At 68.3% G+C, this 25,528-nt stretch carries 27 protein-coding genes and 1 pseudogene; 10 read left to right on the forward strand and 18 right to left on the reverse strand.

Going from position 1 to position 25,528, the window contains the following annotated elements:
• Nucleotides 1-82: 82 nt before the first annotated feature.
• The 4 genes from BWR19_00900 to BWR19_00915 form a co-directional block, all read right to left on the reverse strand.
• Nucleotides 83-520 (reverse strand): D-tyrosyl-tRNA(Tyr) deacylase, encoded by a 438-nt coding sequence (locus BWR19_00900; GenBank protein APX91623.1) that lies wholly within the window; start codon nucleotides 518-520, stop codon nucleotides 83-85.
• A 42-nt stretch (nucleotides 521-562) separates the two neighbouring features.
• The gene (locus BWR19_00905) at nucleotides 563-1,135 is read right to left on the reverse strand and encodes a hypothetical protein (GenBank protein ID APX91624.1); all 573 of its coding nucleotides are present in this window, start codon (nucleotides 1,133-1,135) and stop codon (nucleotides 563-565) included.
• Between the two features lie 81 nt (nucleotides 1,136-1,216).
• The gene (locus BWR19_00910) at nucleotides 1,217-2,062 is read right to left on the reverse strand and encodes a universal stress protein (GenBank protein ID APX91625.1); all 846 of its coding nucleotides are present in this window, start codon (nucleotides 2,060-2,062) and stop codon (nucleotides 1,217-1,219) included.
• Nucleotides 2,063-2,228: 166 nt separating this feature from the next.
• Nucleotides 2,229-3,041, reverse strand: coding sequence for a bifunctional hydroxymethylpyrimidine kinase/phosphomethylpyrimidine kinase (locus tag BWR19_00915; GenBank protein APX91626.1), 813 nt, complete (start codon nucleotides 3,039-3,041; stop codon nucleotides 2,229-2,231).
• Nucleotides 3,042-3,103: 62 nt separating this feature from the next.
• On the opposite strand from BWR19_00915, the gene BWR19_00920 reads away from it, so the two are divergent.
• Nucleotides 3,104-3,535, forward strand: a complete 432-nt coding sequence (locus BWR19_00920) for a hypothetical protein (protein APX91627.1) — start codon at nucleotides 3,104-3,106, stop codon at nucleotides 3,533-3,535.
• 4 nt (nucleotides 3,536-3,539) lie between these two features.
• On the opposite strand, the gene BWR19_00925 is transcribed toward BWR19_00920, so the two are convergent.
• The 5 genes from BWR19_00925 to BWR19_00945 form a co-directional block, all read right to left on the reverse strand.
• On the reverse strand, nucleotides 3,540-4,931 hold the full coding sequence (locus BWR19_00925) for a C4-dicarboxylate ABC transporter (GenBank protein ID APX94848.1): 1,392 nt from the start codon (nucleotides 4,929-4,931) through the stop codon (nucleotides 3,540-3,542).
• 21 nt (nucleotides 4,932-4,952) lie between these two features.
• On the reverse strand, nucleotides 4,953-5,504 hold the full coding sequence (locus BWR19_00930) for a C4-dicarboxylate ABC transporter permease (protein ID APX91628.1): 552 nt from the start codon (nucleotides 5,502-5,504) through the stop codon (nucleotides 4,953-4,955).
• A gap of 106 nt (nucleotides 5,505-5,610) precedes the next feature.
• Complete coding sequence (locus BWR19_00935; GenBank protein APX91629.1) at nucleotides 5,611-6,426, reverse strand: endonuclease; 816 nt, start codon at nucleotides 6,424-6,426, stop codon at nucleotides 5,611-5,613.
• A gap of 2 nt (nucleotides 6,427-6,428) precedes the next feature.
• On the reverse strand, nucleotides 6,429-7,061 hold the full coding sequence (locus BWR19_00940) for a disulfide bond formation protein DsbA (GenBank protein ID APX91630.1): 633 nt from the start codon (nucleotides 7,059-7,061) through the stop codon (nucleotides 6,429-6,431).
• 189 nt (nucleotides 7,062-7,250) lie between these two features.
• Complete coding sequence (locus BWR19_00945) at nucleotides 7,251-7,871, reverse strand: cytochrome c4 (protein ID APX91631.1); 621 nt, start codon at nucleotides 7,869-7,871, stop codon at nucleotides 7,251-7,253.
• A gap of 277 nt (nucleotides 7,872-8,148) precedes the next feature.
• Here BWR19_00945 and BWR19_00950 point away from each other — a divergent pair, with 277 nt between their 5' ends.
• On the forward strand, nucleotides 8,149-8,757 hold the full coding sequence (locus BWR19_00950; GenBank protein ID APX91632.1) for a YihA family ribosome biogenesis GTP-binding protein: 609 nt from the start codon (nucleotides 8,149-8,151) through the stop codon (nucleotides 8,755-8,757).
• Here BWR19_00950 and BWR19_00955 read toward each other — a convergent pair.
• The 7 genes and pseudogenes from BWR19_00955 to BWR19_00985 form a co-directional block, all read right to left on the reverse strand.
• Nucleotides 8,754-9,488 (reverse strand): haloacid dehalogenase, encoded by a 735-nt coding sequence (locus tag BWR19_00955; protein ID APX91633.1) that lies wholly within the window; start codon nucleotides 9,486-9,488, stop codon nucleotides 8,754-8,756. The two genes, BWR19_00950 and BWR19_00955, sit on opposite strands and share 4 nt — an antisense overlap.
• Before the next feature lie 9 nt (nucleotides 9,489-9,497).
• Nucleotides 9,498-10,406 carry a tyrosine recombinase XerC gene (locus BWR19_00960; protein ID APX91634.1) on the reverse strand — a complete coding sequence of 303 codons (909 nt, stop codon included), beginning with the start codon at nucleotides 10,404-10,406 and terminating at the stop codon, nucleotides 9,498-9,500.
• Nucleotides 10,403-11,119, reverse strand: a complete 717-nt coding sequence (locus BWR19_00965; protein APX91635.1) for a hypothetical protein — start codon at nucleotides 11,117-11,119, stop codon at nucleotides 10,403-10,405. The genes BWR19_00960 and BWR19_00965 overlap by 4 nt, the downstream gene beginning before the upstream one ends.
• A 32-nt stretch (nucleotides 11,120-11,151) precedes the next feature.
• Entirely contained in the window at nucleotides 11,152-11,985 is an 834-nt protein-coding gene (locus BWR19_00970; GenBank protein APX91636.1) for a diaminopimelate epimerase, read from the reverse strand.
• Nucleotides 11,985-13,262: a diaminopimelate decarboxylase gene (locus BWR19_00975; GenBank protein APX91637.1), complete on the reverse strand. Its 1,278-nt coding sequence runs from the start codon at nucleotides 13,260-13,262 to the stop codon at nucleotides 11,985-11,987. The genes BWR19_00970 and BWR19_00975 overlap by 1 nt, the downstream gene beginning before the upstream one ends.
• Before the next feature lie 68 nt (nucleotides 13,263-13,330).
• A pseudogene (locus BWR19_00980) lies at nucleotides 13,331-13,411 on the reverse strand (hypothetical protein).
• Complete coding sequence (locus BWR19_00985; GenBank protein APX91638.1) at nucleotides 13,408-14,805, reverse strand: argininosuccinate lyase; 1,398 nt, start codon at nucleotides 14,803-14,805, stop codon at nucleotides 13,408-13,410. The pseudogene BWR19_00980 and the gene BWR19_00985 overlap by 4 nt, the downstream one beginning before the upstream one ends.
• A 232-nt stretch (nucleotides 14,806-15,037) precedes the next feature.
• On the opposite strand from BWR19_00985, the gene BWR19_00990 reads away from it, so the two are divergent.
• From BWR19_00990 to BWR19_01010, 5 genes are all read left to right on the forward strand, one after another.
• Nucleotides 15,038-15,979, forward strand: coding sequence for a hydroxymethylbilane synthase (locus tag BWR19_00990; protein ID APX91639.1), 942 nt, complete (start codon nucleotides 15,038-15,040; stop codon nucleotides 15,977-15,979).
• The gene (locus tag BWR19_00995) at nucleotides 15,979-16,770 is read left to right on the forward strand and encodes a uroporphyrinogen III synthase (protein APX91640.1); all 792 of its coding nucleotides are present in this window, start codon (nucleotides 15,979-15,981) and stop codon (nucleotides 16,768-16,770) included. Before BWR19_00990 ends, BWR19_00995 begins: the two co-directional genes overlap by 1 nt.
• 6 nt (nucleotides 16,771-16,776) lie before the next feature.
• Nucleotides 16,777-18,327, forward strand: coding sequence for a hypothetical protein (locus BWR19_01000; protein ID APX91641.1), 1,551 nt, complete (start codon nucleotides 16,777-16,779; stop codon nucleotides 18,325-18,327).
• Complete coding sequence (locus BWR19_01005) at nucleotides 18,324-19,547, forward strand: heme biosynthesis protein HemY (GenBank protein ID APX91642.1); 1,224 nt, start codon at nucleotides 18,324-18,326, stop codon at nucleotides 19,545-19,547. Before BWR19_01000 ends, BWR19_01005 begins: the two co-directional genes overlap by 4 nt.
• 204 nt (nucleotides 19,548-19,751) lie before the next feature.
• Nucleotides 19,752-21,119 (forward strand): permease, encoded by a 1,368-nt coding sequence (locus BWR19_01010; GenBank protein APX91643.1) that lies wholly within the window; start codon nucleotides 19,752-19,754, stop codon nucleotides 21,117-21,119.
• Between the two features lie 76 nt (nucleotides 21,120-21,195).
• Here BWR19_01010 and BWR19_01015 read toward each other — a convergent pair whose 3' ends face one another.
• The gene (locus BWR19_01015) at nucleotides 21,196-23,559 is read right to left on the reverse strand and encodes a mechanosensitive channel protein (GenBank protein APX91644.1); all 2,364 of its coding nucleotides are present in this window, start codon (nucleotides 23,557-23,559) and stop codon (nucleotides 21,196-21,198) included.
• 288 nt (nucleotides 23,560-23,847) lie between these two features.
• Between BWR19_01015 and BWR19_01020 the strand changes: the two genes are divergently transcribed.
• The 3 genes from BWR19_01020 to BWR19_01030 are packed head-to-tail and all read left to right on the forward strand — an operon-like array spanning nucleotide 23,848 to nucleotide 24,968.
• Entirely contained in the window at nucleotides 23,848-24,060 is a 213-nt protein-coding gene (locus BWR19_01020) for a hypothetical protein (protein APX91645.1), read from the forward strand.
• Nucleotides 24,061-24,120: 60 nt separating this feature from the next.
• Complete coding sequence (locus tag BWR19_01025; GenBank protein ID APX94849.1) at nucleotides 24,121-24,570, forward strand: hypothetical protein; 450 nt, start codon at nucleotides 24,121-24,123, stop codon at nucleotides 24,568-24,570.
• Nucleotides 24,567-24,968: a hypothetical protein gene (locus BWR19_01030; GenBank protein ID APX91646.1), complete on the forward strand. Its 402-nt coding sequence runs from the start codon at nucleotides 24,567-24,569 to the stop codon at nucleotides 24,966-24,968. Before BWR19_01025 ends, BWR19_01030 begins: the two co-directional genes overlap by 4 nt.
• Here BWR19_01030 and BWR19_01035 read toward each other — a convergent pair.
• Nucleotides 24,946-25,503, reverse strand: a complete 558-nt coding sequence (locus BWR19_01035) for a hypothetical protein (protein ID APX91647.1) — start codon at nucleotides 25,501-25,503, stop codon at nucleotides 24,946-24,948. The genes BWR19_01030 and BWR19_01035 overlap by 23 nt on opposite strands.
• Nucleotides 25,504-25,528 lie beyond the last annotated feature (25 nt).

The following is a 25,528-nucleotide window of genomic DNA, read 5'->3' on the forward strand; positions in this document are numbered from 1 at the left end:
GCGAGCGCAGCGTCAGGGTTTCAACCCGGGGGGCGCGACTCGTGCTTACTCGGTGAGTGCATGCTGGCGGAACTGGGCACTCTCAACTCTCCAGCAGAAAGGTCACCGGCCCATCGTTGATCAGCGCCACCTGCATATCGGCGCCGAATTCGCCGCAGGCGACCCGCGGCCAGCTCGCCTGGGCGCGGCTCAGCAGGTAAGTGAACAGTCGCTCACCCTCGGTGGGCGGCGCGGCGCTGGAGAAACTCGGGCGCAGGCCCTTGCGGGTGTCGGCGGCCAGGGTGAACTGCGAGACCAGCAGCAGCCCGCCTTCGGCCTGCTGCAGGTTGAGGTTCATCTTGCCCTCGGCGTCGCTGAATACACGGTAGTGCAGCAGCTTGTGCAGCAGCTTGTCGGCGCGGGCCTCATCGTCGCCCTTCTCGACGCCGATCAGCGCCAGCAGGCCGTGGTCGATGGCGCCGATGGTCTGGCCGTCGACCTCGACGCTGGCGCGGCGTACGCGTTGGATCAATGCTCGCATGCGGGCTCCTGTGACGAGTGGTCGGCGCGCCAGTATAGCCGCTCAGCGTCCCAGCAGGGCGTCGCGGAAGTCGCGGCGCAGCGGGTTGCTGCCCAACCAGATGCCGAACAGGGCGTTGGCCAGCGCCAGGTCGCCGCTGCGGTAGAGCGTCTCGGCGTTGAGCGCCAAGCGCAGCTCGCTGCCGTTCCAGCTCAATGCGTAGCGGTCGCCGGGGACCACGTCGCGATAGGCTTGATTGAAGGCATCCAGCTCGTCACTGAGCCGGGCAAAGGCCTCGGCATCCAGGGTGTCGCGAAGCGTTTCGCGGGTCGCATCGGCGAAGTCCTCGGCCTCGATGGCATGGAAGTACTCGAGCTCCAGCCGCTTGGGGACGTCGGAGAGCGGCGCGGGGGCGCTGGCATCCTCGTCCTGATAGTAGGCGCCGGCGTAGGCGTTCCATACCAGATAGCGGAATACGCCGCTGCCGAGCAGGGCGTAGCGGATGCCGTCGTCGTCGAGACGGGTGTCGAATTCGGCGCCGCGCACCTCGACCCGCGACTCGCTCTGGGCCAGGGCAAATGGGCTGCATAGGATCAAGATCACGGCGGCGATGCGGGACAGGGACGCAGGGCGCATGGGGACTCCATCGGCAGGAAACGATTCCATACAGACCGCGCGTCAATGTATAGGTTCTGTACTATTCTGGCGAGGCATCAGCTACCAGGCACGACACACCATCACATCGCAGTGTGGTTCTGCCAGCAGCTGCTCGGTGAGGTGGCCCTGGCGGCCCAGCGGGCCGCGGCTGCCCAGCGCCAGCAGGTCCGGCGGCTGGCGGCGCAGGCGATTGAGCAGCACCTCCAGCGGATCACCCTGCTCGAGCACGAGATGGACCTCGGGCACGGCATCGAATTCGCCCATCAGCTGGTCGATCTCGCGCTCCAGCTGCTGACGCAGCCGCGCCACCTCGCTATCGCGCCACTGCGCATAGTGGCTGTCCGAGCCGAGTTCGCGCTCGCCGGGAATATTCCAGGCGTGAAGCAGGGTGACGCTGGCCTCGGGGAAGCGCTTGAGGGTCTCGCGCAGAGTGTGGCGGCAGGCCAGCGAGAAGTTGACCGGCACCAGGATGTCCTGCCAGGTCTGGGTCGCCAGGTGGCTCGCCGAGAGCACCGGGCAGGGCGCACCGCGCAGCACCCGAGCCAGCGTCGTGCCGCCGACCAGGTCGAGCTGGCCGCGCTTGCGGTGAGCGCCGAGCACGATCATGTCGACCTCGCGCTCGTGGGCCTCGCGAATGATCTCGGCGTAGGGTGCACCGGCCACGGTCTGCAGCAGGGTGGCCGGCTCGGGGAGGGCGTAGTCCTCGCGCAGGTCGGTCAGGATGCGCTGCATCTCCTCGATCACCAGCGGCTCGAGGTCGCGTAGCGCCTGGCGCGGCAGATGAGGATCGAGCACGTGGATGACATCGAGGCGCGCGCCGCTCTCATTGGCCATGCGCAGGGCGCGGGCGAAGGCGGCGCGGTTCTCGGCGGACAGGTCGCAGGCAAACAGCAGGGTGTGGGCCATGAGCTTCCCTCCCTCGATGCGGGACACGTGGCGCCAGCTGTGGCGATGGCGCCGTCACTCCCAGCATGGTGCCAGTTGTCAAAGCCTGCAAGCTGAGGGGGCCCACCCCGGCGTTCTCTCAGTCGGCAGCGTCCGAGAGTGATCCGCCGGCAAGCCTTTGCGCCGCTTACCACCAGGCGTGGAAGTGGTGCACCGGGCCGTGGCCACGGCCGACGTTCAGGCGTGCGCTGGCGGTGAGCGCTGCGCTCAGCCACTGCTTGGCGGCGCCGACCGCCTCGGGCAGGGCATCGCCGCGGGCCAGGCAGGCGGTCACCGCCGACGACAGCGAGCAGCCGGTGCCGTGCAGGTTGTCGGTGGCGATGCGCGGGCCGTCGAGCCAGCGTGCGCCGCCGGCATCGGCGAGCAGGTCCGGGCAGCGCTCGCCGCGCAGGTGGCCACCCTTGAGCAGCACATAGGGGGCGCCGAGCTCGCCCAGCGCAGGCAGCATGGCCTCCATCTCGTCGGGGCTGGCCGGCGTGCTGCGTGCCAGCAGTACCGCCGCCTCCGGCAGGTTGGGGGTGATCAGGTCGGCCAGCGGCACCAGGATGTCGCGCACCGCGGCGATACCGGCATCGTCGACCAGCACGTCGCCGCTCTTGGCGACCATCACCGGGTCGAGCACCACCCAACGCGGGCGGCGGCGCGTCAGCGCCGCGCGGATCACCTCGGCGACCTCGCGGCTTGCCACCATGCCGATCTTCACCGCGTCGATCTCGACGTCATCGAACAGGGTGTCGAGCTGGGTGGCGATAAAGTCGGCGGGCACCGGGTGCACCCCCCTCACGCCGCGAGTGTTTTGGGCGGTCAGGGCGGTGATCACGCTGGTACCATAGGCGCCCAGCGCGGAGAAGGTCTTGAGGTCGGCCTGGATGCCGGCGCCGCCGCTGGGGTCGGAGCCGGCGATGGTCAGGGCATTGGGGATGGAGACGGGAGTGGTCATGGCAAGGGTGTCAGTATGGTGTCGATGAAGGCTAGGCTACTGCAGCAGGCGGGGTGGGCGCCATGCTGAGTCTGTTCTTGGTGGCGCTGGTCAGTGCCACCCTGCTGCCCGGCGGCTCCGAGGTGTGGCTGGCGCGCCAGTGGTGCCTGGGCCAGCCGGCCCTGGCGCTGTGGCTGGTGGCCACCAGCGGTAATACCCTGGGCAGCCTGATCAACGTGTGGATGGGCCGCTATGCGCGGCGCTTCCAGGATCGGCGCTGGTTTCCAGCCAGCCGCGCCGGGCTGGCACGCGCCGAGCGCTGGTATCATCGCTTCGGCGAGTGGAGCCTGCTGCTCTCCTGGGCGCCGCTGATCGGCGACCCGCTCACCGTGCTGGCCGGGGTGTTCCGGCTGCCGTGGTGGCGGGCGATCCTGCTGATCACCCTGGCCAAGGGCACCCGCTACGCGGTGGTGCTCTACCTGGCCCACGCCTGGCTGGCGCCGCTCTGCCAGTAGGCGTTCACAGCACCGAGGGCAGCCAGGTGGCCAGCGCCGGGAACAGCGCCAGCGCCCCGAGCATCGCCAGCTGCAGCAGTATGAACGGGATCACGCCGCGGTAGATCGCCGTGGTCGGCACCGAATCCGGGGTCACGCCGCGCAGATAGAACAGCGCGAAGCCGAACGGCGGGGTCAGGAACGAGGTCTGCAGGTTGATGGCGATCATGATCCCCAGCCAGATCGGGTCGACGCCCATGGCCAGCAGCACCGGCCCGACGATCGGCACCACCACGAAGGTGATCTCGATGAAGTCGAGGATGAAGCCGAGCAGGAAGATCACCAGCATCACCACCAGGGTGGCGCCGACCACGCCGCCGGGCAGCGCCTCGAACAGCTCGGTGACCAGGTGCTCGCCGCCGTAGGCGCGGAACACCAGCGAGAACAGTGCCGCGCCGATCAGGATCAGGAACACCATGCTGGTGACGTGGGTAGTGGTGCGCGCCACGTCCTTGAGCACGCTGAACGACAGGCGGCGCTTGGCCAGCGCCAGCACCAGCGCGCCGAAGGCACCGACCGCCGAGGCCTCGGTGGGAGTGGCGAAGCCGCCGAGGATCGAGCCCAGCACCGCGACGATCAGCAGCACCGGCGGCACCAGCCCCTTGAGCAGCAGCGGCCACAGGCTGCCGCGGTAGTCGAGCTCGCGCATCAGCTCCTGGCGGTCGGCTGGCGGTGCGGCCTCGGGCTTGAGCCAGGCCACCGCCGCGACATAGACGATATAGGCCACGACCAGGATCAGCCCGGGAATCAGCGCGCCGATGAACAGGTCGCCCACCGACAGGGTGCGCGGGCTCCACACCCCCATCGACAGCTGGGCCTGCTGATAGGCGTTGGAAAGCACGTCGCCGAGCAGCACCAGGGCGATCGACGGCGGGATGATCTGGCCCAGGGTGCCGGTGGCACAGATGGTGCCGGTGGCCAGCGCCGGCGAGTAGCCGCGCTTGAGCATGGTCGGCAGCGACAGCAGGCCCATGGTGACCACGGTGGCGCCGACGATGCCGGTGGAGGCGGCCAGCAGCATGCCGACCAGCACCACCGAGATGCCCAGGCCGCCGCGCAGCGCGCCGAACAGCAGCGCCATGGCGTCGAGCAGGGTCTCGGCGACCCGCGACTTCTCCAGCAGCACCCCCATCAGCACGAACAGCGGCACCGCCAGCAGGGTCTGGTTGGTCATGATGCCGTAGAGGCGGTTGGGCATGGCCGACATGTAGCGGCCCTCGAAGGGCACCGCCACGCCCAGGCTCTGCAGTGCAAAGCCCAGGCCGGCGAAGGCCAGCGCGGTGCCGGCCAGCGACAGCGCCACAGGGTAGCCCAGCATCAGCACGCCGCAGACGGCGAAGAACAGCACGAATGGCATATAGACGAGCACGGCTTCCACTTACAGTATCTCCTCGTGCTCGTGGGTCTTCTCGGCAGGCAGGCGCCCGCGCAGGATAAGGATCTGGCGCCAGGCCTGGGCGATGCCCTGCAGCAGCAGCAGCAGGCACATCAGCGGGATCAGCGTCTTGAGCAGGAACACCGCCGGCAGGCCGCCGTCGGAGGAGCGCTCGAGGATCGCCCAGCTGCTGGCCACGTAGCGCAGGCTACCAAGGCCCAGGAACAGCACCACCGGGATCAGCAGCAGCAGGGTGCCGAACAGCTCGATCCAGGCCCGGCCGCGGGGTGACATGCGCCGGTTGAAGACGTCGACGCGCACGTGGCCGTCGTGCTTGAGGGTGAAGGCGGCGGCCAGCATGAAGACCGCGGCGTGCATGTACATCACCGATTCCTGCATGACGATGCTGTGGACGTTGAACAGATAGCGCATCACCACGATGGCGAATTGCACCAGCATCATCACCAGCACCAGCCAGGCAACGCTGCGGCCGATGACCTCGGTGAAGGCATCGAGTCGGGACAGCAGCATCGGCTCGCGAGTCGCGCGGCTCATGGGACCTCTCAACGGTAAACGGTTGTTCTAGCGTGGCGCGACATGATCGCCGATTATGGCGACAAAATCATCCATCAATGCCCCGGTGTCCTTCATTGGGGACGGCTCATCCCGTGGACTTGATACGCCCCAGCGCCTGCTGGCAGGCATGCGGCAGGGTCAGGTCGACGGCGATCGGCAGGTGGTCGGAGAACAGCTGGTCGAGGACCCGCACCTGGGTGGTGGCCAGCGACGAAGAGAGCAGGATATGGTCCAGCGCGCGGCGCGGCTGCCATGAAGGGTAGCTGGGCAGCGGCAGCACCGGGTGCAGCGGCAGCGAGCGGCAGAAGCGGTCGTGGGTATGCAGCTGCTCGGGGGTGCAGTTGAGATCGCCCATCACCACCACGTGGCGCAGCGGGGTAATGATTTCGCTGAGATAGTCGAGCTGGCGCACCCGGGCGCGATGGCTCAGCGCCAGGTGGGCGACGAACAGATGCAGGGCGTCGGGGCCTTCGCCGTAGCTGGCGTGGATGGCGCCGCGCCCGGGCAGGGGGCCGGGCAGGCGGTGCTCCTCGATGCGCGCCGGCGGCAGCCGCGACAGCAGGCCGTTGCTGTGCTGGGCGAAACGCCCCAGGTTGCGGTTGAGCTGCTGGAAGTGGTGCGGGAAGCCGGCGCGGCTGGCCAGGTACTCGACCTGGTTGACGTTGCCGGAGCGGAAGCTGCCGCCGTCGACCTCCTGCAGGCCGACGATATCGAACTTGCCGAGCACCTCGCTCATCAGGTCGAGGCGCCCGGCGCGCTTGGGATGCGGCAGGAAGTGCTGCCAGCTGCGGGTCAGGTAGTGGTGATAGGCCGAGGTGTGGATGCCGACCTGCAGATTGAAGGTCAGCAGCCGCAGGTGACTGGCATCGTGGGGACGATGCAGGACATCGGCCTGGCTCACGGTTACCGGCTCCGCTCTTCTCGTACCATGTCGATCAGCGCATCGGCGACCTGCGGCATGTTCTCGAGGCTGCCGGCGCTCGATGGGCTGACCACGTAGCGGCCGTCGATGACCAGGGCCGGGACACCCATCACCTGCATGGCGCGCATCCGCGAGTGGGCCTGGTTGACCTGGCTGCGTACGCCGAAGGAGCCCAGCGCCTGGCGTGCCTCGTCGTCGCTGACGCCGTAGTCGCTGAAGAAGTCGGCGATGTCGTCGTCATCGGTGAGTGCGCGACCCTGGTCGTGGATGGCAGCGAAGAAGTCGGCGTGGACGTCTTCACGAATGCCGAGCTCCTCGGAGGCATAGTAGGCCGCGGCGTGCTTGTTCCAGTCGCCACCCATGGTCGCCGGCATATGGATCACGGCGACGTCGTCGTCGAGCTCCTCGAGCCAGGCGTTGAGGGTGGGCTGCAGGCGGTTGCAGTGCGGGCAGCCGTACCAGAAGACTTCGGTGACCTCGATCAGGTCGTCATCGACGCGGGTCTCCACCGCCTCGTCGATTACCTCGTAGTGCTGGCCTTCGACCACTTCCTGGGCCGCGACCAGCCCGGAAAGACCGAGCCCGGCAATGGCCACCATCAATGTCTTGAACATGCGTAGTTTCTCCTTGGCATACAGCGCGTGGAGCCCGGCAGTCCGGGCGCCACTCTTTGAGCAGGCGAACCGACCGGGGTTCCCAGCGTATCATGCAGCAAATCGTGATGGTGTAAAACGCCGAGGGCGGCCATTGGCCGCCCTCCAGGCCCCGCCAGGCGCGGGGCGTGACACTCTGCCGCGGCTGGCTCAGTCGTGCAGGCCATAAAGGTAGTTGGCCACCGCTTCCATGTCGGCATCGCTCATCTTGGCGGCGATGTCGCGCATCATGTCGTTGGGATCGTTGGCACGCTCCCCGGCGGCGAAGTCCTGCAGGGTGGACACGGTATAATCGGGGAACTGCCCGGCGAGCCCCGGATAGACCGCGCTGCCGATGCCTTCGCCGCTGGGGGTGTGGCAGGCGGCGCAGGACGGAATGCCCTTGGCCATGTCGCCGCTGCGGTAGAGCTCTTCACCGCGTGCCAGCAGTTCTTCATCGTCATCCGACTGGCCGATGTTGGCCTCCTGCTCGGCATAGAAGGCCGCTACGTCCCAGGCGTCCTGGTCGGAGTAGTCGTCGACCTGGCCAGCCATCTGCGGCACCACGCGGTGGCCGTCGCGGATATCCTTGATCTGCTTGGCGAGGTAGGAGGCCTGCTGGCCTGCCAGATGCGGGAAGGAGGCCGAGGGGCTGATGCCCTCCTGACCGTGACAGGCGGCACAGGTGGCGGCCAATTCCTGGCCCGCGGCCGCATCGCCTTCGATTTCTTCTGCGTGGGCTACGCCCACGGCGCCCATGGTAATTGCCAGGCTTGCCAGTAACTTTCTCATCGCTAATCCACTATGCCGTTTCGTTGTTTACCGGTACGCACCCTGGGTGCCGCCCGGGCCCGCGGTGACCGCAGCCGAGCCCGCCAGTCGCGCGACAGCCGTGCCTTGAGCGGGCAGGTCGCTGTCGACGAGAGCACGGTGGTACACTAGCGTGCCCCAGGTCGCAGACAAAAGACACCGCATTATAACGAATCCGCCGGATAACGTGAATGCGGCTGTACTGCGCCGTGCGCCATCAATCGTCGTATACCGGCCCTAGACAGGATCCTGCTGCCCCATGCCGCGCCTCAATTACCAGACCGCCCGCTTCCTCACCAGCGCTCCGACCCTGGCACAGTGCCCCCCCGATGCCGGCGCCGAGGTGGCCTTCGCCGGCCGCTCCAATGCCGGTAAGTCTAGCGCCATCAATGCCTTGACTCAGCAGAAGGCGCTGGCGCGCACCTCCAAGACCCCCGGCCGCACCCAACTGATCAACTTCTTTTCGCTGGCCGGCGGCGAATCCCAGCGGCTGGTCGACCTGCCCGGCTATGGCTATGCCAAGGTGCCGGAGAAGGTCAAGCTCGAGTGGCAGCGCCACCTCGCCGACTACCTGCGCAATCGCCAGTCGCTGCGCGGCCTGGTACTGGTGATGGACGTGCGCCACCCGCTCAGCGAGTTCGACGAGATGATGCTCGGCTGGGCCGACGAGCAGGACATGGCGGTGCATATCCTGCTGACCAAGGCCGACAAGCTCAAGAGCGGTGCGGCCAAGAGCGAGTTGCAAAAGGTCCGCGGCCGGCTGCGTGAGTGGGAGGACCTGGTCAGCGTGCAGCTGTACTCGTCGCTCAAGCGCGAGGGGGTCGAGGAGGCTCAGACCAAGCTGGACGAGTGGCTGGTGGCTGACTAATCCAGGCCGGCCAGCAGATCCGGCAGCTCGCTGACGTGGCGCAGCCGATGAACCCCCGGCGGCAGGCTGGCGGCGCCTTCGTCACGGGCATCGATCCACGCCACGCGCATGCCCAGCCGCTGGGCGGGCAGCACATCCTCGCGCCATGAATCCCCCACGTGTAGCGCCCGCGACGGGCGGCTGCCGAGGCGTGCCAGGGCGGCCAGGAAGGGCCGCGCGTCGGGTTTGGGGGCGAGCATCTCGCCGGCGGCGATGGTGACCCGGAAATGCGCGGCGATGGGCAGCCGGGCCAGGTCGACATTGCCGTTGGTAATCGCGCCGAGGCGGTAGCGGCCGCCGAGGTCGGCGAGCAGTGCGGCGACCTCGGGATAGGGCGTCAGCCGGTGGCGCATGTCGAGGAAGCGCGCCATGCTCGCCGCCGCCCACATGGCGGCGGCGCTGCGCGGCAGCCCGTACTCCTCGAGCAGCTCGCGCAGGGCGCGCTCACGAATCCAGGTGAAGTCGCCGCGGCGCAGCGGCACGCGCTCGGCCAGCTGCTGGCGGCGGGCCTGGTAGGCGTCGAGCGGGAAGCGCTCGGCGTAGCGCCCCAGGCTTGCCGACTGCGCGCCGTGCCAGGCCGCCAGGGATTCGTCCAGCCAGCGGTAGTGGCCGTGTTCGGCGTGTTCCATCACCGGGCGGTTGTCCCACAGGGTATCGTCGAGGTCGAAGGTCAGCGCATCGATGGGCGGCATGGCGTGCTCTCAGGGTGTCGGGTCACGGCGCCGCTTGGCGCGCGGGTGGGCGGCGTCGTAGCTGGCGGCGAGGTGCTGCCAGTCGAGGCGCGTATAGACCTGGGTGGTGGAGAGATTGGCATGGCCGAGCAGCTCCTGCACCGCGCGCAGGTCCTGGCTCGACTCCAGCAGGTGACTGGCGAAGGAGTGGCGCAGGCGGTGCGGGTGGAGGTGCTCGGCCAGGCCGCGCTGGCGGGCCAGGGCGGCGAGGCGCAGCTGGATCGCCCGATGGCCGAGGCGGCGGCCGCGCTGGCCGACGAACAGTGCGCTTTCAGCCTCGCCGGCCAGATCGCCGCGCACCGCCAGCCAGGCGTCGAGTGCCTGGCGCGCGCGCTGGCCCACCGGCACCTGGCGCGGCTTGCTGCCCTTGCCGACCACCCGCACCCGCTGGGCCTGGAGTTGGTCGATATCCAGCGCGGCGAGTTCGGCGAGGCGCAGGCCGCTGGAGTAGAGCAGCTCGAGCATGGCCTGGTCGCGCCGCGCCAGCGGCGAGCCGTCATGGGGCGTGTCGAGGAAACGGCCGAGCAGGTCGACGTCGACGGGGCGCGGCAGGTGGCGCGGCTGGCGCGGTGCCTGGGTCAGGCTCACCGGGTTGTGAGCCAGCAGGCCGCGGCGCACCAGGTGGTCGGCGAAGCGTGACAGCGCCGCGCGGCGCCGGGCCAGACTGCGCGCGGCCAGGCCGCGGCTGCGCTCGGCGCCGAGGAAGCGGCGTACCAGGGCCAGGTCGAGGCTCTCCCAGCCCGCCACGCCGGCCGCGTCGGCAAAGCCCGTCAGCGCGGCCAGATCGCGACGATAGGCGTCGACGGTGGCCGGGCTGGCGTGGGTGGCCAGCTCGACCAGGAAGGCCGCGACGTCATCCTGCAGGACGCTGTTGCTCACGCCGCCGGCCCGTGGCGTACCAGCAGCCGCGCCACCACGTCGCCGAGATACTCGGTGAACAGGGTGTCGAGGCTGGCGCGGAAGTGCTCCGGGTCGCTGCTGGCGAGCACCAGGTAGCCCAGCGGCTCGCCCAGCGATAGTCGGGTGATGGCGCAGGAGCCGGGCTGTTCGGGGGCCGGCAGGTGCGGCAGCAGGCGCTTCCAGTCGGTCACCGTGAGCCGCGTGCAGCGGCTGGTACGGCCGTCGAGGAGTGCCGCCAGGCGAGTGCTGGCGGCGTCGTCGAGCACATGGCGCGGGGCTTGCGGCGGCCGCGGTTCGCGGTCGGTGAGGCTGGCCGGGCACCACAGCGCCACCGCCGGGGTGCGAAAGCGCTCGGCCAACTGAGTGGCCAGGGCCTGGCCCATGGCATCGTTGTCCTCGGCCTCGAGCAGGGCCAGCACCATCTCGCGGATGCGCCGGTACTGGGCCTCGTTGTGGCGCGCCGACTCCAGCAACTGCTCCAAGCGCCATTCGGCGCTCTCGGCGCGCTCACGCAGGTCGTGCACCAGCCGCTCGAGCAGCGAGGTGGCGCCGCGCGCTTCGGGATGCGGCACCTTGAGCTGCTGCAGCAGGCCTTCACGGCCGACGAAGAAGTCGGGGTGGCGCGCCAGCCACTCGGCGACGCGTTCGGGGGCCAACGTCTGGCGCGGTTCGGGGGCCGGAGCTCGGGCCATACGGGACTCCTTCTATCGCAGCGGGTCGGGGGTCAGGTCAGTGCCACCCGGCCGTCGAAGACCCGGGTCGCCGGGCCGGTCATGATCAGGCTAGCCGCATCGCCGGGCCAATCGATGGTCAGGGCGCCGCCGGGCAGGTGCACGGTGACCGGGCTCTCGAGGATACCCTGGCGGATGCCGCAGGCGACCGCCGCGCAAGCCCCGGTGCCGCAGGCCAGGGTCTCGCCGCTGCCGCGCTCGAACACGCGCAGGCGGATCTCATGCGGCGATACCACCTGCATGAAGCCGGCATTGACCCGCTGGGGAAAGCGCGGATGCCGCTCGATGGCCGGGCCGAGGCGCGCTACCGGGGCGGCATCGACGCTGTCGACGCGCACCACCGCATGCGGGTTGCCCATCGACACGGCGCCGATCTCGAGACGCTCGCCGTCGACCTCGAGCGGGTAGCTGAGCCGCTCTTCGGCGGCATCGAAGGGGATCGCCTGGGGCGCGAAGCGCGGCGCGCCCATGTCGACGCTGACCCGGCCGTCGTCTTCCACCACCAGGGTCAGCGGGCCGCCCTGGGTCTCGACGCGGATCTCGTGCTTGTGGGTCAGGCGCTGATCGCGCACGAAACGCGCGAAGCAGCGCGCGCCGTTGCCGCAGTTCTCCACCTCGCTGCCGTCGGCGTTGAAGATCCGGTAGCGGAAGTCCATGTCCGGGTCGTGGGGCGGCTCGACGATCAGCAACTGATCGAAGCCGATGCCCAGGTGGCGATCGCCGAGCTGGCGGATCTGCTCGTCACGCAGCCGCGCGCGCTGGGTGACCAGGTCGACGACCATGAAGTCGTTGCCCAGCCCGTGCATCTTGGTGAAGTGCAGCAGCATCAGCGCGCCTCCTCGGTCTCGGGCAGCAGCGCTTCGCCGGCCCACAGGTCGCTGAGGCGCTCGCGGCGGCGCACCACGTGCAGCCGGTCACCGTCGACCATCACCTCGGCGGGGCGCGGGCGGCTGTTGTAGTTGGAGGCCATCACGAAACCGTAGGCACCCGCCGAGCGCACCGCCAGCAGGTCGCCGGCGGCGATCGCCAGTTCGCGCTCCTTGCCCAGGAAGTCGCCGGTCTCGCAGACCGGGCCGACCACGTCAAAGGTGCCGGTGTCGCGGGGCTGGCGGGTATCCACCGGAAGGATCGCCTGCCAGGCCTGGTAGAGCGCCGGGCGGATCAGGTCGTTCATGCCGGCGTCGACGATGGCAAAGCTCTTCTCCTCGCCGGGCTTGAGGAATTCGACCCGGGTCAGCAGCACGCCGGCGTTGGCGGCGATCGAGCGGCCGGGCTCGAACAGCAGCGTCAGCCGCTGGCCGTCCTGCCACTGCGAGAGCCGCTCGAGCAACGAGGCGGCGTAGTCGAACGGCGCCGGCGGGCGCTCGTCGCGGTAGGGCACGCCGAGGCCGCCGCCGAGGTCGAGGTGCTCGACCTCGATGCCGCGCGCCTTGAGCTTGTCGAGCAGCAGCAGCAGGCGGTCGAGGGCGTCGAGGAACGGCGACAGCTCGGTGAGCTGCGAGCCGATATGGCAGTCGAGCCCGACCACCCTGAGGTTGGGCAGTGCCGCGGCGCGCTCATAGACGCTCAGCGCCTCGTCCACCGGGATGCCGAACTTGTTGGCCTTGAGGCCGGTAGAAATGTAGGGGTGGGTCTTGGCGTCGACATCGGGATTGACCCGCAGCGACACCGGCGCGACCTTGCCCAGCCCGCCGGCCACCGCGTCGAGGCGCTCGAGCTCCGGCAGCGACTCGACGTTGAAGCACTTGATGCCCACTTCCAGCGCCCGGGCCATCTCGTTCTCCTGCTTGGCGACGCCGGAGAACACCACCTTGGCGGGGTCGCCGCCGGCCGCCAGTACGCGCTCCAGCTCGCCCACCGAAACGATGTCGAAGCCGGCACCGAGGCGCGCCAGCAGGCCCAGCACCGCCAGGTTGGAGTTGGCCTTGACGGCATAGCAGATCAGATGTGGATGGCTGCCCAGCGCCTCGCTGTAGGCGCGGAAGTGGCGTTCCAGGGTGGCCCGGGAGTAGACGTAGCAGGGCGTGCCGATACGCTCGGCAACCTGCATCAGCGGCACGTCCTCGGCGTACATCACGCCATCGCGGTATTCAAAGTGGTCCATGCTCAGCTCTCGTCGTCGGGCGTGGCGTCGGCCGGATCGCCGTAGCGCTCGGCGGCCTGTTGGTCGTCGGGCAGGTAGAGCGGCCCCTTCTGGCCGCAGCCGGCCACCAGCAGCAGCGCCAGGGCCAGCGGGGCGAGGCGCGCGATCATGCCGGCCTCCCGGCGAGGTCGTCGCGGGCGCGCTGGGCGGCGGCGCGCACCTGGTCGGGGGCGGTGCCGCCGATATGGTTGCGTGCCGCCACCGAGCCCTCCAGGGTCAGCACCTCGAAGACATCGTCGCCGATCGTATCGGAGAACTGGCGCAGCTCGTCGAGGCGCATCTCGGAGAGGTCCTTGCGCTGCGCGATGCCGTAGGCCACCGACTGGCCGACGATCTCGTGGGCGTCGCGGAAGGCCACGCCCTTGCGGACCAGGTAGTCGGCCAGGTCGGTGGCGGTGGAGAAGCCGCGCCGCGCCGCCTCGCGCATGTTGTCGGGCTTGGCCTGGATGGCCGGGATCATGTCGGCGAAGGCGCGCAGGCAGCCCTTGACGGTGTCGAGGGTGTCGAACAGCGGCTCCTTGTCCTCCTGGTTGTCCTTGTTGTAGGCCAGCGGCTGCGACTTCATCAGCGTCAGCAGGCTGATCAGGTGGCCGTAGACCCGGCCGCTCTTGCCGCGCACCAGCTCGGGCACGTCGGGGTTCTTCTTCTGCGGCATGATCGACGAGCCGGTGCAGAAGCGGTCGGGCAGGTCGATGAAGTCGAACTGGGCGCTGGTCCACAGCACCAGCTCCTCGCTCATCCGCGACAAGTGCATCAGCAGCAGGCTGGCGAAGGCGGTGAACTCGATGGCGAAGTCGCGATCGCTGACCGCGTCGAGGCTGTTCTCGGCGGGACGCTCGAAGCCCAGCAGCTCGGCGGTGACGTGACGGTCGATGGGGTAGGTGGTGCCGGCCAGGGCGGCGGCGCCCAGCGGCATCACGTTGACCCGGCGGCGGCAGTCGGCGAGGCGCTGCTGGTCGCGGGCGACCATCTCCTGCCAGGCCAGCAGGTGGTGGCCGAAGGTTACCGGCTGCGCGGTCTGCAGGTGGGTGAAGCCGGGCATGATGGTGTCGGCCTCGCGGTCGGCGAGCTCGATCAGGCCCTCGCGCAGCCGCGACAGTTCGGCGTCGACCACGTCGATCTCGTCGCGCAGGAACAGGCGGATGTCGGTGGCCACCTGGTCGTTACGCGAGCGCCCGGTGTGCAGCTTCTTGCCGGTGATGCCGATCTTGTCGGTGAGCCGCGCCTCGATGTTCATGTGCACGTCTTCCAGCGGCACCGACCAGGCGAACTCGCCGCGGGCGATCTCCTCGCCGATCTCGCCGAGCCCGACGATGATGGCATCGCGCTCGTCCTCGCTGAGCACGCCGACCCGCGCCAGCATGGTGGCGTGGGCGATGGAGCCGCGGATGTCGTGCTGGGCGAGGCGCTGATCGAAGTCCACCGAGGCGGTGAAGCGGGCGACGAAGGCGTCGGTGGGCTCGCTGAAGCGGCCGCCCCAGGACTGGTTGGTTGGCTTGGTCATCGGGCTTGGCATCCTGCTGTGATCGTGTCGGCGGTTACGGTCGAAGACTCGCGCTCATGGCCGCAAAGTGTACCAGAGTCGTGCAGGCTGGCCACGCTGTGCCCCGTGCCGAACACGGCGCATTTTTCCTGCCTGCGCCGGTGCATTATGATGGGGGCATCATGCGAGGCCAGCGCGCCTCGCCGTGCTCATTGCCCGGCCCATGGTGGCCGGGCCCACCTAGGAGCCCCCCGTGCCCGCTTATAGCACCCTGCGCATTGCCACCCGCAAGAGCCTGCTCGCCATGTGGCAGGCAGAACACGTGCGTGACCGCCTGATGGCGGCGCACCCCGGCCTCGAGGTGGAGCTGGTGGCGATGTCCACCCGCGGCGACAAGATTCTCGACACCCCGCTGGCCAAGGTCGGCGGCAAGGGGCTGTTCGTCAAGGAGCTCGAGGAGGCGATGCTCGACGGCCGCGCCGATATCGCCGTGCACTCGATGAAGGACGTGCCGATGCACTTTCCCGAGGGGCTGGGGCTGTCGGTGATCCTCGAGGGCGCCGAGCCCACCGACGCCTTCGTCTCCAACCACTATGACTCGATCGACGCGCTGCCCGAAGGCGCGCGTATCGGTACCTCGAGCCTGCGCCGCGGCCTGCAGATGCGTGAGGCGCGCCCCGACTTCGAGGTGCTGAGCCTGCGCGGCAACGTCCAGACCCGCCTCGGCAAGCTCGACGCCGGCGAGTTCGACGCCATCATCCTGGCCACCTCGGGCCTGCGCCGGCTGGGGCTGGGCGAGCGCATCGCCGCCGAGCTGGCGCCGGAGGTGTGCCTGCCGGCCTGCGGCCAAGGAGCGCTGGGCATCGAGTGCCGCAGCGACGATCACGCCTTGATCGAGCTGCTGGCGCCGCTCGATGATCCCGACACGGCGACGCGTGTGCGCGCCGAGCGGGCCATGAATACCCGTCTCGAGGGCGGCTGCCAGGTGCCCATCGGTGGCCATGCGGTGTTCGAGAACGACGGCCAGACGCTGTGGCTGCGCGCGCTGGTGGGTAACCCCGAAGGCACCCAGGTGCTGCGCGCCGAGGGCCGCGGTTCGGCCAGCGAGCCGGAAACGCTGGGCATTCGTGTGGCCGAGGACCTGCTCGACCAGGGCGCCGGCGAGATCCTTGCCCAGGTCTACGGCGACGTCTGATGGCGTCGCCGATCCTGCTGACGCGCCCCGGCGAACGCGGCACGCGGCTGGCCGCGGCACTGGCTGCCGAGGGGCACGCGGCGCAGCACCTCGAGGTGATGCAGCTCGAACCGCTCGAGGAGGACGCCCGCCAGCGCAGCGTGTGGCTGGATATCGACCAGTTCGCGCGCATCGTGGTGGTCAGCCCCTATGCGGCCGAGCGGCTGGCCGAGGCACTCGACCGCTACTGGCCGCAGCTGCCGCTGGGGCCGGCCTTCTACGCGGTGGGCCAGGCCACGGCCGAGACGCTGCACCGCTGCCTGGGCGTGCGGGTACATGTGCCGCCGCCGGGCAGCGGCGACACCAGTGAGGACCTGTTGACGCTGCCCTCGCTGGCGCGCTTGGACGAGCAGAAGGTACTGCTGGTGGCCGGCGAGGGTGGCCGGCCGCTGCTCGCCGAGACCCTGGCGGCGCGTGGCGCCCGGGTCACGCGTCTGGCACTCTATCAACGTGTCATGCGTCCGCCGCGGGGCGCCGCCGCCGAGCGTCTGGCAAGCGGCGACTATGCGGCGTTGGTGATCTCCAGCGGAGAACTCCTCGAATATCTGGCAGGATGGTGTCAGACACGCGCCTTGCACCAACCGCTAATCGTTTCCAGTCGGCGTTTGGCTACACTGGCAGGCAGCCTAGGCTTCAGCGATGTGCGCATCGCCGGTGGTGCCTCGGTGGCGGCCCTGAGTGCAGCAGTCGCCGATATGGACGCGCGGGACGATGGCGCAGCAATCGATCATGACGATCTTGAAAAGGGCTAGCGACAGATGAGCAAGCAACCACACGATCAGGACGATAACCAGACGCCATCCGGTGAGACCCCGCCAGGGATATCTTCCCGCGACGCCGACGGCGTACCCGCGACCTCATCTGATACGGCCGCGTCGAGCAAGGGGGGAGGGCGCTCGCGCAGCCGTCGCCGCGGCGCCAAGGCCCCCGCCGAGAACGCCGCTGCGGCCAAGTCAAGCGATAGCGCCGCGGACAAGCCCAGCGACACTTCCTCAGGCCAGGCTAGCGAAACGTCTGACGCCAAGCCCAGCGAGACGTCGGCGGCCAAGCCCAGCGACACTTCCGCAGGCAAGGCTAGCGAGACGTCTGACGCCAAGGGCGCCCGCAAGCCCGGCGCTGGCGGCTCCGCCAACAAGCCATCGAGCGCGGCCGCCAAGACCAGCGCCGATGCCTCCGGCAAACCGAGCACCGCTAAGGGAGGCGGCGCCGACAAAGCGCCCCCCGCCTCGTCGGCCACGCCGCCGCCCCGCGACGGAGGCGGCAGCAAGACGGGGCTGATTGCCCTGGTGCTGGCGCTGCTGCTCGGCCTGGCACTGCTGTTGGCCGCCTGGCAGGGCTGGGAACGGCTCGAGGCGCAACAGCAGCGTATTGCCGACCTCGAGGCGCGCAGCGGTGACGCCGCGACGCGCGATGAGCTGGCGGCGCTGGAGGAGCGTCTCGACGAGGGTGAGAGCGAACGCGACGCGGCGCTGGACGACGCCTTGGCTAGCCTGCGCGGCGAGTTCGACGACTACCGCGGCGAGGTCGATGCGACCCTCGATCAGGTGCTCGACGAGCTCTCCCGCGAGCAGGAAGCCGATGAGCGCGAATGGCTTCACGCCGAGGCCGCCTACCTGCTGCGCCTGGCCAACCAGCGCCTGCAGCTGGAGCGCGACGCCGACGGCGCCGCAGCGCTACTGCGCACCGCCGATGGCCGCCTGCGCGATGCCGATAACCCGGCCCTGACCGCGGTGCGCCGCGCGATTTCCTCCGAGCTGGCAGCACTGGACGCGGTGCCGCGGGTCGATCGTACCGGCCTCTATCTGGCCCTCGACGCCCAGCAGGAGCAGCTTGCCGGGCTGCCGCTGGGCCAGGACATCGAACAGATCGCCGCCGAGTCGGGCATCGAGCAGCCGCCCTCAGGCACCTGGCAGCAGCAGCTGTCACGCTTCGGTGCCGAACTGCGCGACCTGGTCACGGTGCGTCGCCACGACGAAGCGCTGGAGGCGCTGATTGCGCCGGAGCAGGAGGCCTACCTGCGCCAGAACGTCCGGCTGCTGATCGAGCAGGCTCAGCTGGCGCTGCTCAAGGAAGAGGAGGCGCTGTACGAGGCCAGCCTCGACAAGGCGATCACCCTGGTCGAGGCCTACTACGACACCGATAGCGAAGGCGTGCAGCGGGTCCTCGAGCGCCTCGGCGAGCTGCGCGAGGCGGCGATTCGCCCCGAGCTGCCCGACATCAGCGCTTCCCAGCAGGCCCTGGCCGAGTTTATCGAGCGGCGCTTCAACGGCGCGGCGGATAACGGCGACGATGAGGGAGACGAGGCATGAGAAAACTGATCCTCATCGTCGTCCTCGGCCTCGCGCTGGGGGCGCTATTTGGCCAGCTGATGGTCAGCGTGCCCGGCTACTGGCTGGTGCGGGTCGGCGATACCTCGCTGCAGACCTCGTTCTGGTTCGGGTTGATCCTGCTGCTGGGCGGCTTCCTGGTGCTGCACTTCGTACTGCGCGTGCTCAGCCGGCTGCGCCACCCGGTCAGCCGGCTCAAACTGTGGAACAGCCGCACCCGCAACCGCAACGCCATGAAGAGCACCGTGCGTGGCTTGGTCGCACTGGCCGAGGGGCGCTGGAAGCGCGCCGAAAAGGCCCTGGTCAAGTCGGCGGACGACTCCAGTACGCCGCTGGTCAACTACCTCTCGGCGGCGCTGGCGGCTCACTACCAGGGCCGCTACGACCAGGCCGACACCCTGCTCAAGCGCGCTCATCTGAGTACCGAAGGCGCCGACACGGCGGTGGGCATGATGCAGGCCCAGCTGATGCTCGACCGCCAGCAGTTCGAGGAGGCGCTGGCCACCCTGACGCGCCTCGACAAACAGCTGCCCAACCACCCTCAGGTGCTCAAGCAGCTCAAGCAGGCCTATCTCAGCGTCAATGACTGGGACGGCCTGCGGCGATTGATCCCGCGCCTCGCCGCCCAGCAGCTGATTGCCCCCGAAGAGCGCCAGACCCTCGAGCAGCGCGCCTACCGCGAACTGATCGTGCAGGCGGCGCGCCAGCCGGGCGATATCGAGCGGGTGCGCAACCTGTGGGCCGACATGCCCGACTACCTGCGCGGCGATATCGAACTGGTGGTGATCTATGCCGAAGCGCTGGTGCGCGGCGGCGAGGAGGGCATCGCCGAGCGCCTGCTGCGCCACTCCCTCAAGGAGCACTGGGATCATCGCCTGGTGCTGCGCTACGGCCTGCTCAATGTCGACTCGGCACGCCAGCTGGTCTACGCCGAGAAGTGGCTGCAGGAGCGTCCCAACGACCCTGACCTGCTGCTGACGCTGGGCCGGCTGTCGCTGCGCAATGCCTACTGGGGCAAGGCGCAGGAGTACTTCGAGGCCAGCCAGCGCCAGCGTCCCAGCGGCGTGGTGTGCGCCGAGCTGGCGCGTCTCTACGCCAACCTCGGCGAGCACAACAAGAGCCAGCTCTACTATCGCCAGAGCGTCGAGCTGCTCGACAAGTCGCTGCCGTCCCTGCCCCAGCCCAGCGACAACAATCGCTGAGCCTGCCGATTTGCTCTCCTGGGCGCCGTGAGGCGCCCTTTTTTATGCCGCCAAAAGCGTATCCAGTGATTTGCCCTTTTGTATACGTCATTGGTCTACCAGTGCTTGTCCAAGTGGTCAGATATTGCCTACCCTGTGTGTCTCGATTGACCAAAAGGTCAAAAAACCTGATCGATGATGTCCAACAACAACAGGACCGTGACCATGGAACAGACCTCTACCACCCATCACGACGAGCCACCCCGCGCCGCCGACGCGCAGGGCAACTGGCTGGAACGCTATTTCCGTATACGCCATCGCGGCTCGACGCTACGTACCGAGGTGCTGGCCGGTGTCGCCACCTTCCTCGCCTCGATGTACATCATCGTGGTCAACCCGGCGATCCTGTCGGATGCCGGCATTCCCTTCTCGGCGGCGCTCTCGGCCACCGTGCTGATCAGCTTCATGAGCAGCCTGGCGATGGGGTTGTATGCGCGCAATCCGATCCTGGTGGCGCCGGGGATGGGCATGAACGCGCTGTTCACCTACACCCTGGTGCAGGGCGCCGGATTGTCGTGGGAGGTGGCGCTGGGCTGTGTGTTCTGGTCGGGGGTGCTGTTCGCGACCCTGGCGGCCTTCAACGTGCGCAAGGCGATCATCGAGGCGATCCCGGCCTCGCTGCGCTATGCGATCACCTGCGGGATCGGCCTGTTCATCACCTTCATCGGGCTCAAGAATGCCGGCTTCATCGTTGGCAGCGATGCCACCCTGGTGTCGCTGGGCAGCATGGACCCGACCTTGATCACCTTCTTCATCGGCATGATGGCCACCGCGATCCTGGTCATCCTGCGCTTCAACGGCGCGCTGATCCTGGGTATCGCCCTGACCACCCTGCTGGCCACCCCGATGGGGCGCATGTGGGGTGGCGAGGTGATGGTCGAGTGGAGCGGCCTGGCCGCCTGGCCCGACTTCAGCGCCGTCATGCAGGTGGATATCTGGGGCGCGCTGAAGGTCGCCTACCTGCCGTTCATCTTCGTGATGCTGTTCACCAACTTCTTCGATGCCCTGTCGTGCTTCATGGCACTCTCCGAATCCGCCGACCTCAAGGACAAGGACGGTAATCCGCGCAACCTCAAGCGCTCGATGACCGTCGACGCCTTCGCCTCGATGATTGCCGCGCCGCTCGGCACCAGTGCCGCCCAGACCTTCATCGAGTCCGGCGCGGGGGTTGCCCAGGGCGGCCGCACCGGGCTGGTGGCGGTGGTCATCGCGGTGCTGTTCCTGCCGTTCCTGTTCCTCTCGCCGCTGCTGTCGCTGGTGCCATCGATCGCCACCGCGCCGGCGCTGGTACTGGTCGGGCTATTCATGCTGGCGCCGATCAGCAAGATCGACTGGACGCGCTACGACGAAGCCTTCCCGGCCTTCCTGGCGATCATCCTGATGCCGCTGACCTACTCGATCACCCTGGGGATCGCCTTCGGCTTCCTGAGCTTCGTGATGATCAAACTGTTCACCGGCCGCATCGAGGCGATCAAGCCGGCGATGTGGGTCTCGGCGGCGCTCAGCGTGGTGATGCTGGTGACCACCCACTGATCCAGCCGCTGCGGGCAAGCCGCAAAAAGGGGGCTGCCGATGGCAGCCCCCTTTTGCGTGGGTGGCAGGCGCGCGATCAGTCGTCGTCGAAGTCGCCCTTGAACTCGGGGTTGGGCTGCGAGCGCGGGTCGTCCTGCCCGCTGCGGCTCTGCTCCCCGGAGCGCGGTTGGCCACCCGGGCGGCCGTCGATATCGAACGGCTGCTGCATGAGGCGCAGGTTGGCCGGCGGCGCTTCGCCCTCCTTGCCGACACCGAAGTAGAGGGTGGTGTGGGGGAAGGGAATCTCGATGCCCTTGGCGTCGAAGTGCAGCTTGACCAGACGGTTGAAGGCGCGGCCGGTGGCCCACTGGGTGCCCGGCGTGGTCTTGATGCGCACGCGGATATTCACCGAGCTGTCGGCGAGGGCGACGACCCCTGCAACTTCCAGCGGGGCAAGGATATTCATCTTGCTATCCTCGCTGGCGGCCAGTTCATCGAAGGCCTCGCGCAGGGCAATAATGGCGTCATCGATACTCTCGCGGTAGGCGATGCCGTACTCGCCGACGTGGTAGCCGAACTCGCGCATGTAGTTGGAGACGGTGTCCACGCTGGAGAAGGGCACGATATGGTAGGTGCCGTTGAGGTCACGGATGCCCACCGAGCGGATGCTGAGACGCTCGGCGGTGCCGGTGATACCGCCGACGGTGACCACGTCGCCGTTGTTCATGGCGTTCTCGATCTGGATGAACACCCCGGTGATGATGTCCTGCACGAGCTTCTGAGCACCGAAGCCGATGGCCAGGCCGAGCACACCGGCACCGGCGATCAGCGGGCCGATGTTGATGCCGATCTCGGCCAGCACGATCATCAGCGTGATGGTGACCAGGGCAATCGCCAGGGCGTTGCGGAACAGCGTCAGCAGCGTCTTGGCGCGGGCGTCGGGCTCGCCGGTGCCGGTCTCGGGGTTGAGCTTGTGCTCGATCAGGCTGGCGAGTGCCAGCCAGGCGCCGATGGACAGCACCAGAATGATGGCCACGCTGACGGCCTTGCCGATCAGCCCGCGGCCGGCCTCGGAGGCGTACCAGGCAGCGGCGTCGAAGGCGCCCCAGGCGTTGAGCACCAGCATGATCACGGCGATCAGAATCAGCGCACGCACCACCCGCAGAGCGTTGGGGACGTAGCTGTTGAGGCGCGGCTCGAGCATCGGCAGCTTGCGGCGCAGGTCATCCGAGAGGCGGATATGGCGGCCGATGGTCTGGGTCAGCAGCGCCGACAACAGCGCGCCGGCACCGACTACCAGTAGTGTCTGCAGGGTGGCGACCATCACGAACGGCAGTGCATCCTCGGGACGGATCAGCGTCACCACCAGCACCATCAGGAAGTACAGGATGGCCAGCCAGTGCCACAGTCGCGCGAACAGCTGCAGCGACATGCGGGTCGCACTCAGCGAGCTGCGTTCGGCGATGCCCTCGATGGCGAGGCGCAGCTTGAGGCGGTTCTTGAGTACCTTGCCGACGGCGTAGACAAAGGCGCCGAACATGATCAGGGTGCCGACGCTTTCGCCGAGGGCCGGCGAAACGTAGAAGTTGAGCAGCGGTACCACGGCCAGCAGGCCGTAGCCGACCAGGCCGATCAGTCGGGCGATCCAGGTGTTCCAGTAGGAGGCCTCTTCGGCGCTGATCGGCAGCAGGCGCAGTCCCTGATAGCGCGAGGCGAACAGCATGCGCACCGCGGCCTTGAACAGCTCGATGACCAGGAAGGCGTTGAGGAACAGCGAGGCGCGGGTCGACAGCTCGCCGGTCTCGCCCACCGCAAAGGTGGCGATCAGGTTGCCGCCGACGTAGGCCAGTGCCACCACCAGCACGTCGATGACCGCGGCCACGGCGACCGCAATCACCAGGCGCAGGATCGGCGTCAGGCCGGCGCCCTCGCGGGACCACTGGCTGATGCGCGTGAAGGCCGGCTTGGCCAGGTAGCGGAAGCCGATGAACAGCGTGAAGGTGGCGATGATCACCAGGCCAAGGTTGATGGCGGCCTCCATGAAGGCGGCGCTGTCGAAGCCCGGCTCGCCGGTGGGCTGTCCGCTGAACAGGCCGCCGAGCACGTTGACCAGATTGTTGAACTGGCTGCCGACGTCGCCGGCGATATTGCTGGTGGCTTCGGCCAGGCGGCGCGGCAGCGAGACCTGATCGGCGCTCTGGCCGCTGGGCGCGGTGGCGGCGATTGCCTCGGCGGAGACCTCGCCTTCCAGTCCCAGTGGCGCGACCGGGTCCTGCTGCGACAGGCCGCGCAGCTCTTCTATCAGGCGATTGCGTGACTGCTCGTCTTCCAGCAGGTCGGCCAGAGTGTCGTAAGCGGGTGGCGGTGCCGTGGGATCCGGCTGTTGGGCGTGTGCCGGTGACAGCACCAGCATGGCCAGCAGCAGGCCGAGAAGTATCGTTAGGAGACGTGGAGCAAGCACGCTTCTACCTCCATGAGTCAGCGTGAAAGGGCGATTGGCGACAGCGGGTACAGCGCGTCCATCATGGCGCATCTCAACATGCCGGCGCCCGCGCAGACAAGTCGCGCGCTGTCACGCGTGCGTCATGCCAGGCGGCGAGACTGTCCAAGATGCCCCTGATTCAGGGGCTATTATACCCGGGATATTCTGTACAAACATTGTACATGGGTAGAAAATTGTGCCACTGTATATTCATCGCTATTGCCTAGGTGATCAGGGAAGAGCATCACGCATTAGGAGGAATCCCCGATGTTGGTAGTCCCCTTGGAGCTGCGCTGCAATGTCTGCGGCCACGATCGTTTCACGTTGCCCGCCGCGGACGCCATGGATCAGGACGTGCGCTGCGGCGAGTGCCTGGCCTTCAAGTGCCGTGCCGACGACCTCGAACAGCACATGCTGGCGGCCGCCTCGAGCCTGGTGCCACAGCCGGGCAAGAGCCCCCGCCGCCCCAGCGCCGGCTAAACAGAATATTGGCAAGCATGCGGTAATTTTCACCACCCGTTCGCGGGTGGTTTTTTGTGTCTGCTAGGATGGCATCTTTGCCGCACGGGAGGGGGGGAAGGCGTGGTCGATGGTCAGGCGCTGATGTTGGTGGGTGCCGGTGGCGCACTGGGCGGTGCACTGCGGGTGGGACTGACGGCCGTAGTGACGGCGCGCTGGGGGGCGAGGTTTCCCTGGGGAACGCTGGTGGTCAATCTTAGTGGCGCGCTGCTGCTCGGGCTGCTGGCCGGTGCTTGGGGGCTCGACCTGCTACTGCTGCAGGGTCCGACCGCCAGCTGGTGGCTGCTCGCCGTCGGCGTGCTCGGCAGCTACACCACGGTGTCCTCGTTCAGCCTACAGAGCGTGACGCTGCTGCGCAGTGCCGAACCCTGGCGCGGCTACCTGAATATCGGCGCCTCGCTGTTTGGCTGCTTGCTGGCGGTATCGCTGGGCCTGATCGTCGGCCGGCTGGTGGCGGGAGGCTCGCTATGAAGGCGGCAATTGCCAACTATGCGGCGGTAGCGGCCGGCAGTGCGCTGGGCGCCATGGCACGCTACCTGTTCTCGGTGTGGCTGCTGGCAGCCCCCGGCGGGCTGCCGTGGGGCACCCTGAGCGTCAATCTGCTCGGCTCGATCGCCATTGGCCTGATCGCCTCGCTCAGCGCCGGGCGCTGGCCGCTCTCGACGCGCATGCAGCTATTCCTGATCGGCGGCGTGTGCGGTGGCTTTACCACCTTCTCGATCTTTAGCCTCGAGGTGCTGACCCTGGCCGGCACCGGCGCGCTGGGCATGGCGCTGCTCTATATTGGCCTGTCGCTGGCGCTGTGGCTGGCCGGGGCTTGGTTCGGCACCGGCATGGGCGCCTGGCTCAATCGGCGTCCGGGTCGTTAGCCACGAACTCGGCGTCTTCACCGCAGTCGGCACCGTTGATGAAGGTCTCGCGCACGTCGAGCAGTCCCAGGTGTTCGATGGTGCGACGCCCCAGCAGCAGCGGGTAGAACATCTCGCTGCGGTCGCGCAGCCCGACCTGCTCCTCGTAGACACGCTCACCGATACAGAACTCCATCAGTACTACGGGGCGTTCGGCGCGGCCGCCGGCACCGCGCACGGTGATGTCGCGATAGATCGGCTTCTCTACCTCTTCGGCGAGCACCTCGTCGCTGCGCTCGTCCTCCAGCTCGAGGCGGAAGCGCACCCACTCTTCGCCGTCCTTTTCGAAGCGCTCGATATCGCGGGCGTCCAGCGATGAGGTCAGGGCGCCGCTGTCGAGCTTGGCTTTTATGGTGGTGCCCCAGGGCTCCACGGTGGCCATCTCGACCCAGCCGAAGACGGGGTCGTCGGCACTGGCAGAGAGCGCGGTGGTGGCCATTAGCAGGGCGGCAGCAGCGCCGATCAGGCGCGAGTGCGGCAGTGGGCGGGTGGGCATGGGATCTCCTTGTCTTATGCAACGC

Source organism: Halomonas sp. 1513, from assembly GCA_001971685.1.
Lineage (GTDB): Bacteria > Pseudomonadota > Gammaproteobacteria > Pseudomonadales > Halomonadaceae > Franzmannia.

Excerpts from the sequence above, each read along its gene's own strand:
- BWR19_00900 (APX91623.1), bottom strand. The coding sequence starts at position 520 with ATGCGAGCATTGATCCAACGCGTACGCCGCGCCAGCGTCGAGGTCGAC.
- BWR19_00905 (APX91624.1), bottom strand. The coding sequence starts at position 1,135 with ATGCGCCCTGCGTCCCTGTCCCGCATCGCCGCCGTGATCTTGATCCTA.
- BWR19_00910 (APX91625.1), bottom strand. The coding sequence starts at position 2,062 with ATGGCCCACACCCTGCTGTTTGCCTGCGACCTGTCCGCCGAGAACCGC.
- BWR19_00915 (APX91626.1), bottom strand. The coding sequence starts at position 3,041 with ATGACCACTCCCGTCTCCATCCCCAATGCCCTGACCATCGCCGGCTCC.
- BWR19_00920 (APX91627.1), top strand. The coding sequence starts at position 3,104 with ATGCTGAGTCTGTTCTTGGTGGCGCTGGTCAGTGCCACCCTGCTGCCC.
- BWR19_00925 (APX94848.1), bottom strand. The coding sequence starts at position 4,931 with ATGCCATTCGTGCTGTTCTTCGCCGTCTGCGGCGTGCTGATGCTGGGC.
- BWR19_00930 (APX91628.1), bottom strand. The coding sequence starts at position 5,504 with ATGAGCCGCGCGACTCGCGAGCCGATGCTGCTGTCCCGACTCGATGCC.
- BWR19_00940 (APX91630.1), bottom strand. The coding sequence starts at position 7,061 with ATGTTCAAGACATTGATGGTGGCCATTGCCGGGCTCGGTCTTTCCGGG.
- BWR19_00945 (APX91631.1), bottom strand. The coding sequence starts at position 7,871 with ATGAGAAAGTTACTGGCAAGCCTGGCAATTACCATGGGCGCCGTGGGC.
- BWR19_00950 (APX91632.1), top strand. The coding sequence starts at position 8,149 with ATGCCGCGCCTCAATTACCAGACCGCCCGCTTCCTCACCAGCGCTCCG.
- BWR19_00955 (APX91633.1), bottom strand. The coding sequence starts at position 9,488 with ATGCCGCCCATCGATGCGCTGACCTTCGACCTCGACGATACCCTGTGG.
- BWR19_00965 (APX91635.1), bottom strand. The coding sequence starts at position 11,119 with ATGGCCCGAGCTCCGGCCCCCGAACCGCGCCAGACGTTGGCCCCCGAA.
- BWR19_00970 (APX91636.1), bottom strand. The coding sequence starts at position 11,985 with ATGCTGCTGCACTTCACCAAGATGCACGGGCTGGGCAACGACTTCATG.
- BWR19_00975 (APX91637.1), bottom strand. The coding sequence starts at position 13,262 with ATGGACCACTTTGAATACCGCGATGGCGTGATGTACGCCGAGGACGTG.
- BWR19_00985 (APX91638.1), bottom strand. The coding sequence starts at position 14,805 with ATGACCAAGCCAACCAACCAGTCCTGGGGCGGCCGCTTCAGCGAGCCC.
- BWR19_00995 (APX91640.1), top strand. The coding sequence starts at position 15,979 with ATGGCGTCGCCGATCCTGCTGACGCGCCCCGGCGAACGCGGCACGCGG.
- BWR19_01000 (APX91641.1), top strand. The coding sequence starts at position 16,777 with ATGAGCAAGCAACCACACGATCAGGACGATAACCAGACGCCATCCGGT.
- BWR19_01005 (APX91642.1), top strand. The coding sequence starts at position 18,324 with ATGAGAAAACTGATCCTCATCGTCGTCCTCGGCCTCGCGCTGGGGGCG.
- BWR19_01010 (APX91643.1), top strand. The coding sequence starts at position 19,752 with ATGGAACAGACCTCTACCACCCATCACGACGAGCCACCCCGCGCCGCC.
- BWR19_01020 (APX91645.1), top strand. The coding sequence starts at position 23,848 with ATGTTGGTAGTCCCCTTGGAGCTGCGCTGCAATGTCTGCGGCCACGAT.
- BWR19_01030 (APX91646.1), top strand. The coding sequence starts at position 24,567 with ATGAAGGCGGCAATTGCCAACTATGCGGCGGTAGCGGCCGGCAGTGCG.
- BWR19_01035 (APX91647.1), bottom strand. The coding sequence starts at position 25,503 with ATGCCCACCCGCCCACTGCCGCACTCGCGCCTGATCGGCGCTGCTGCC.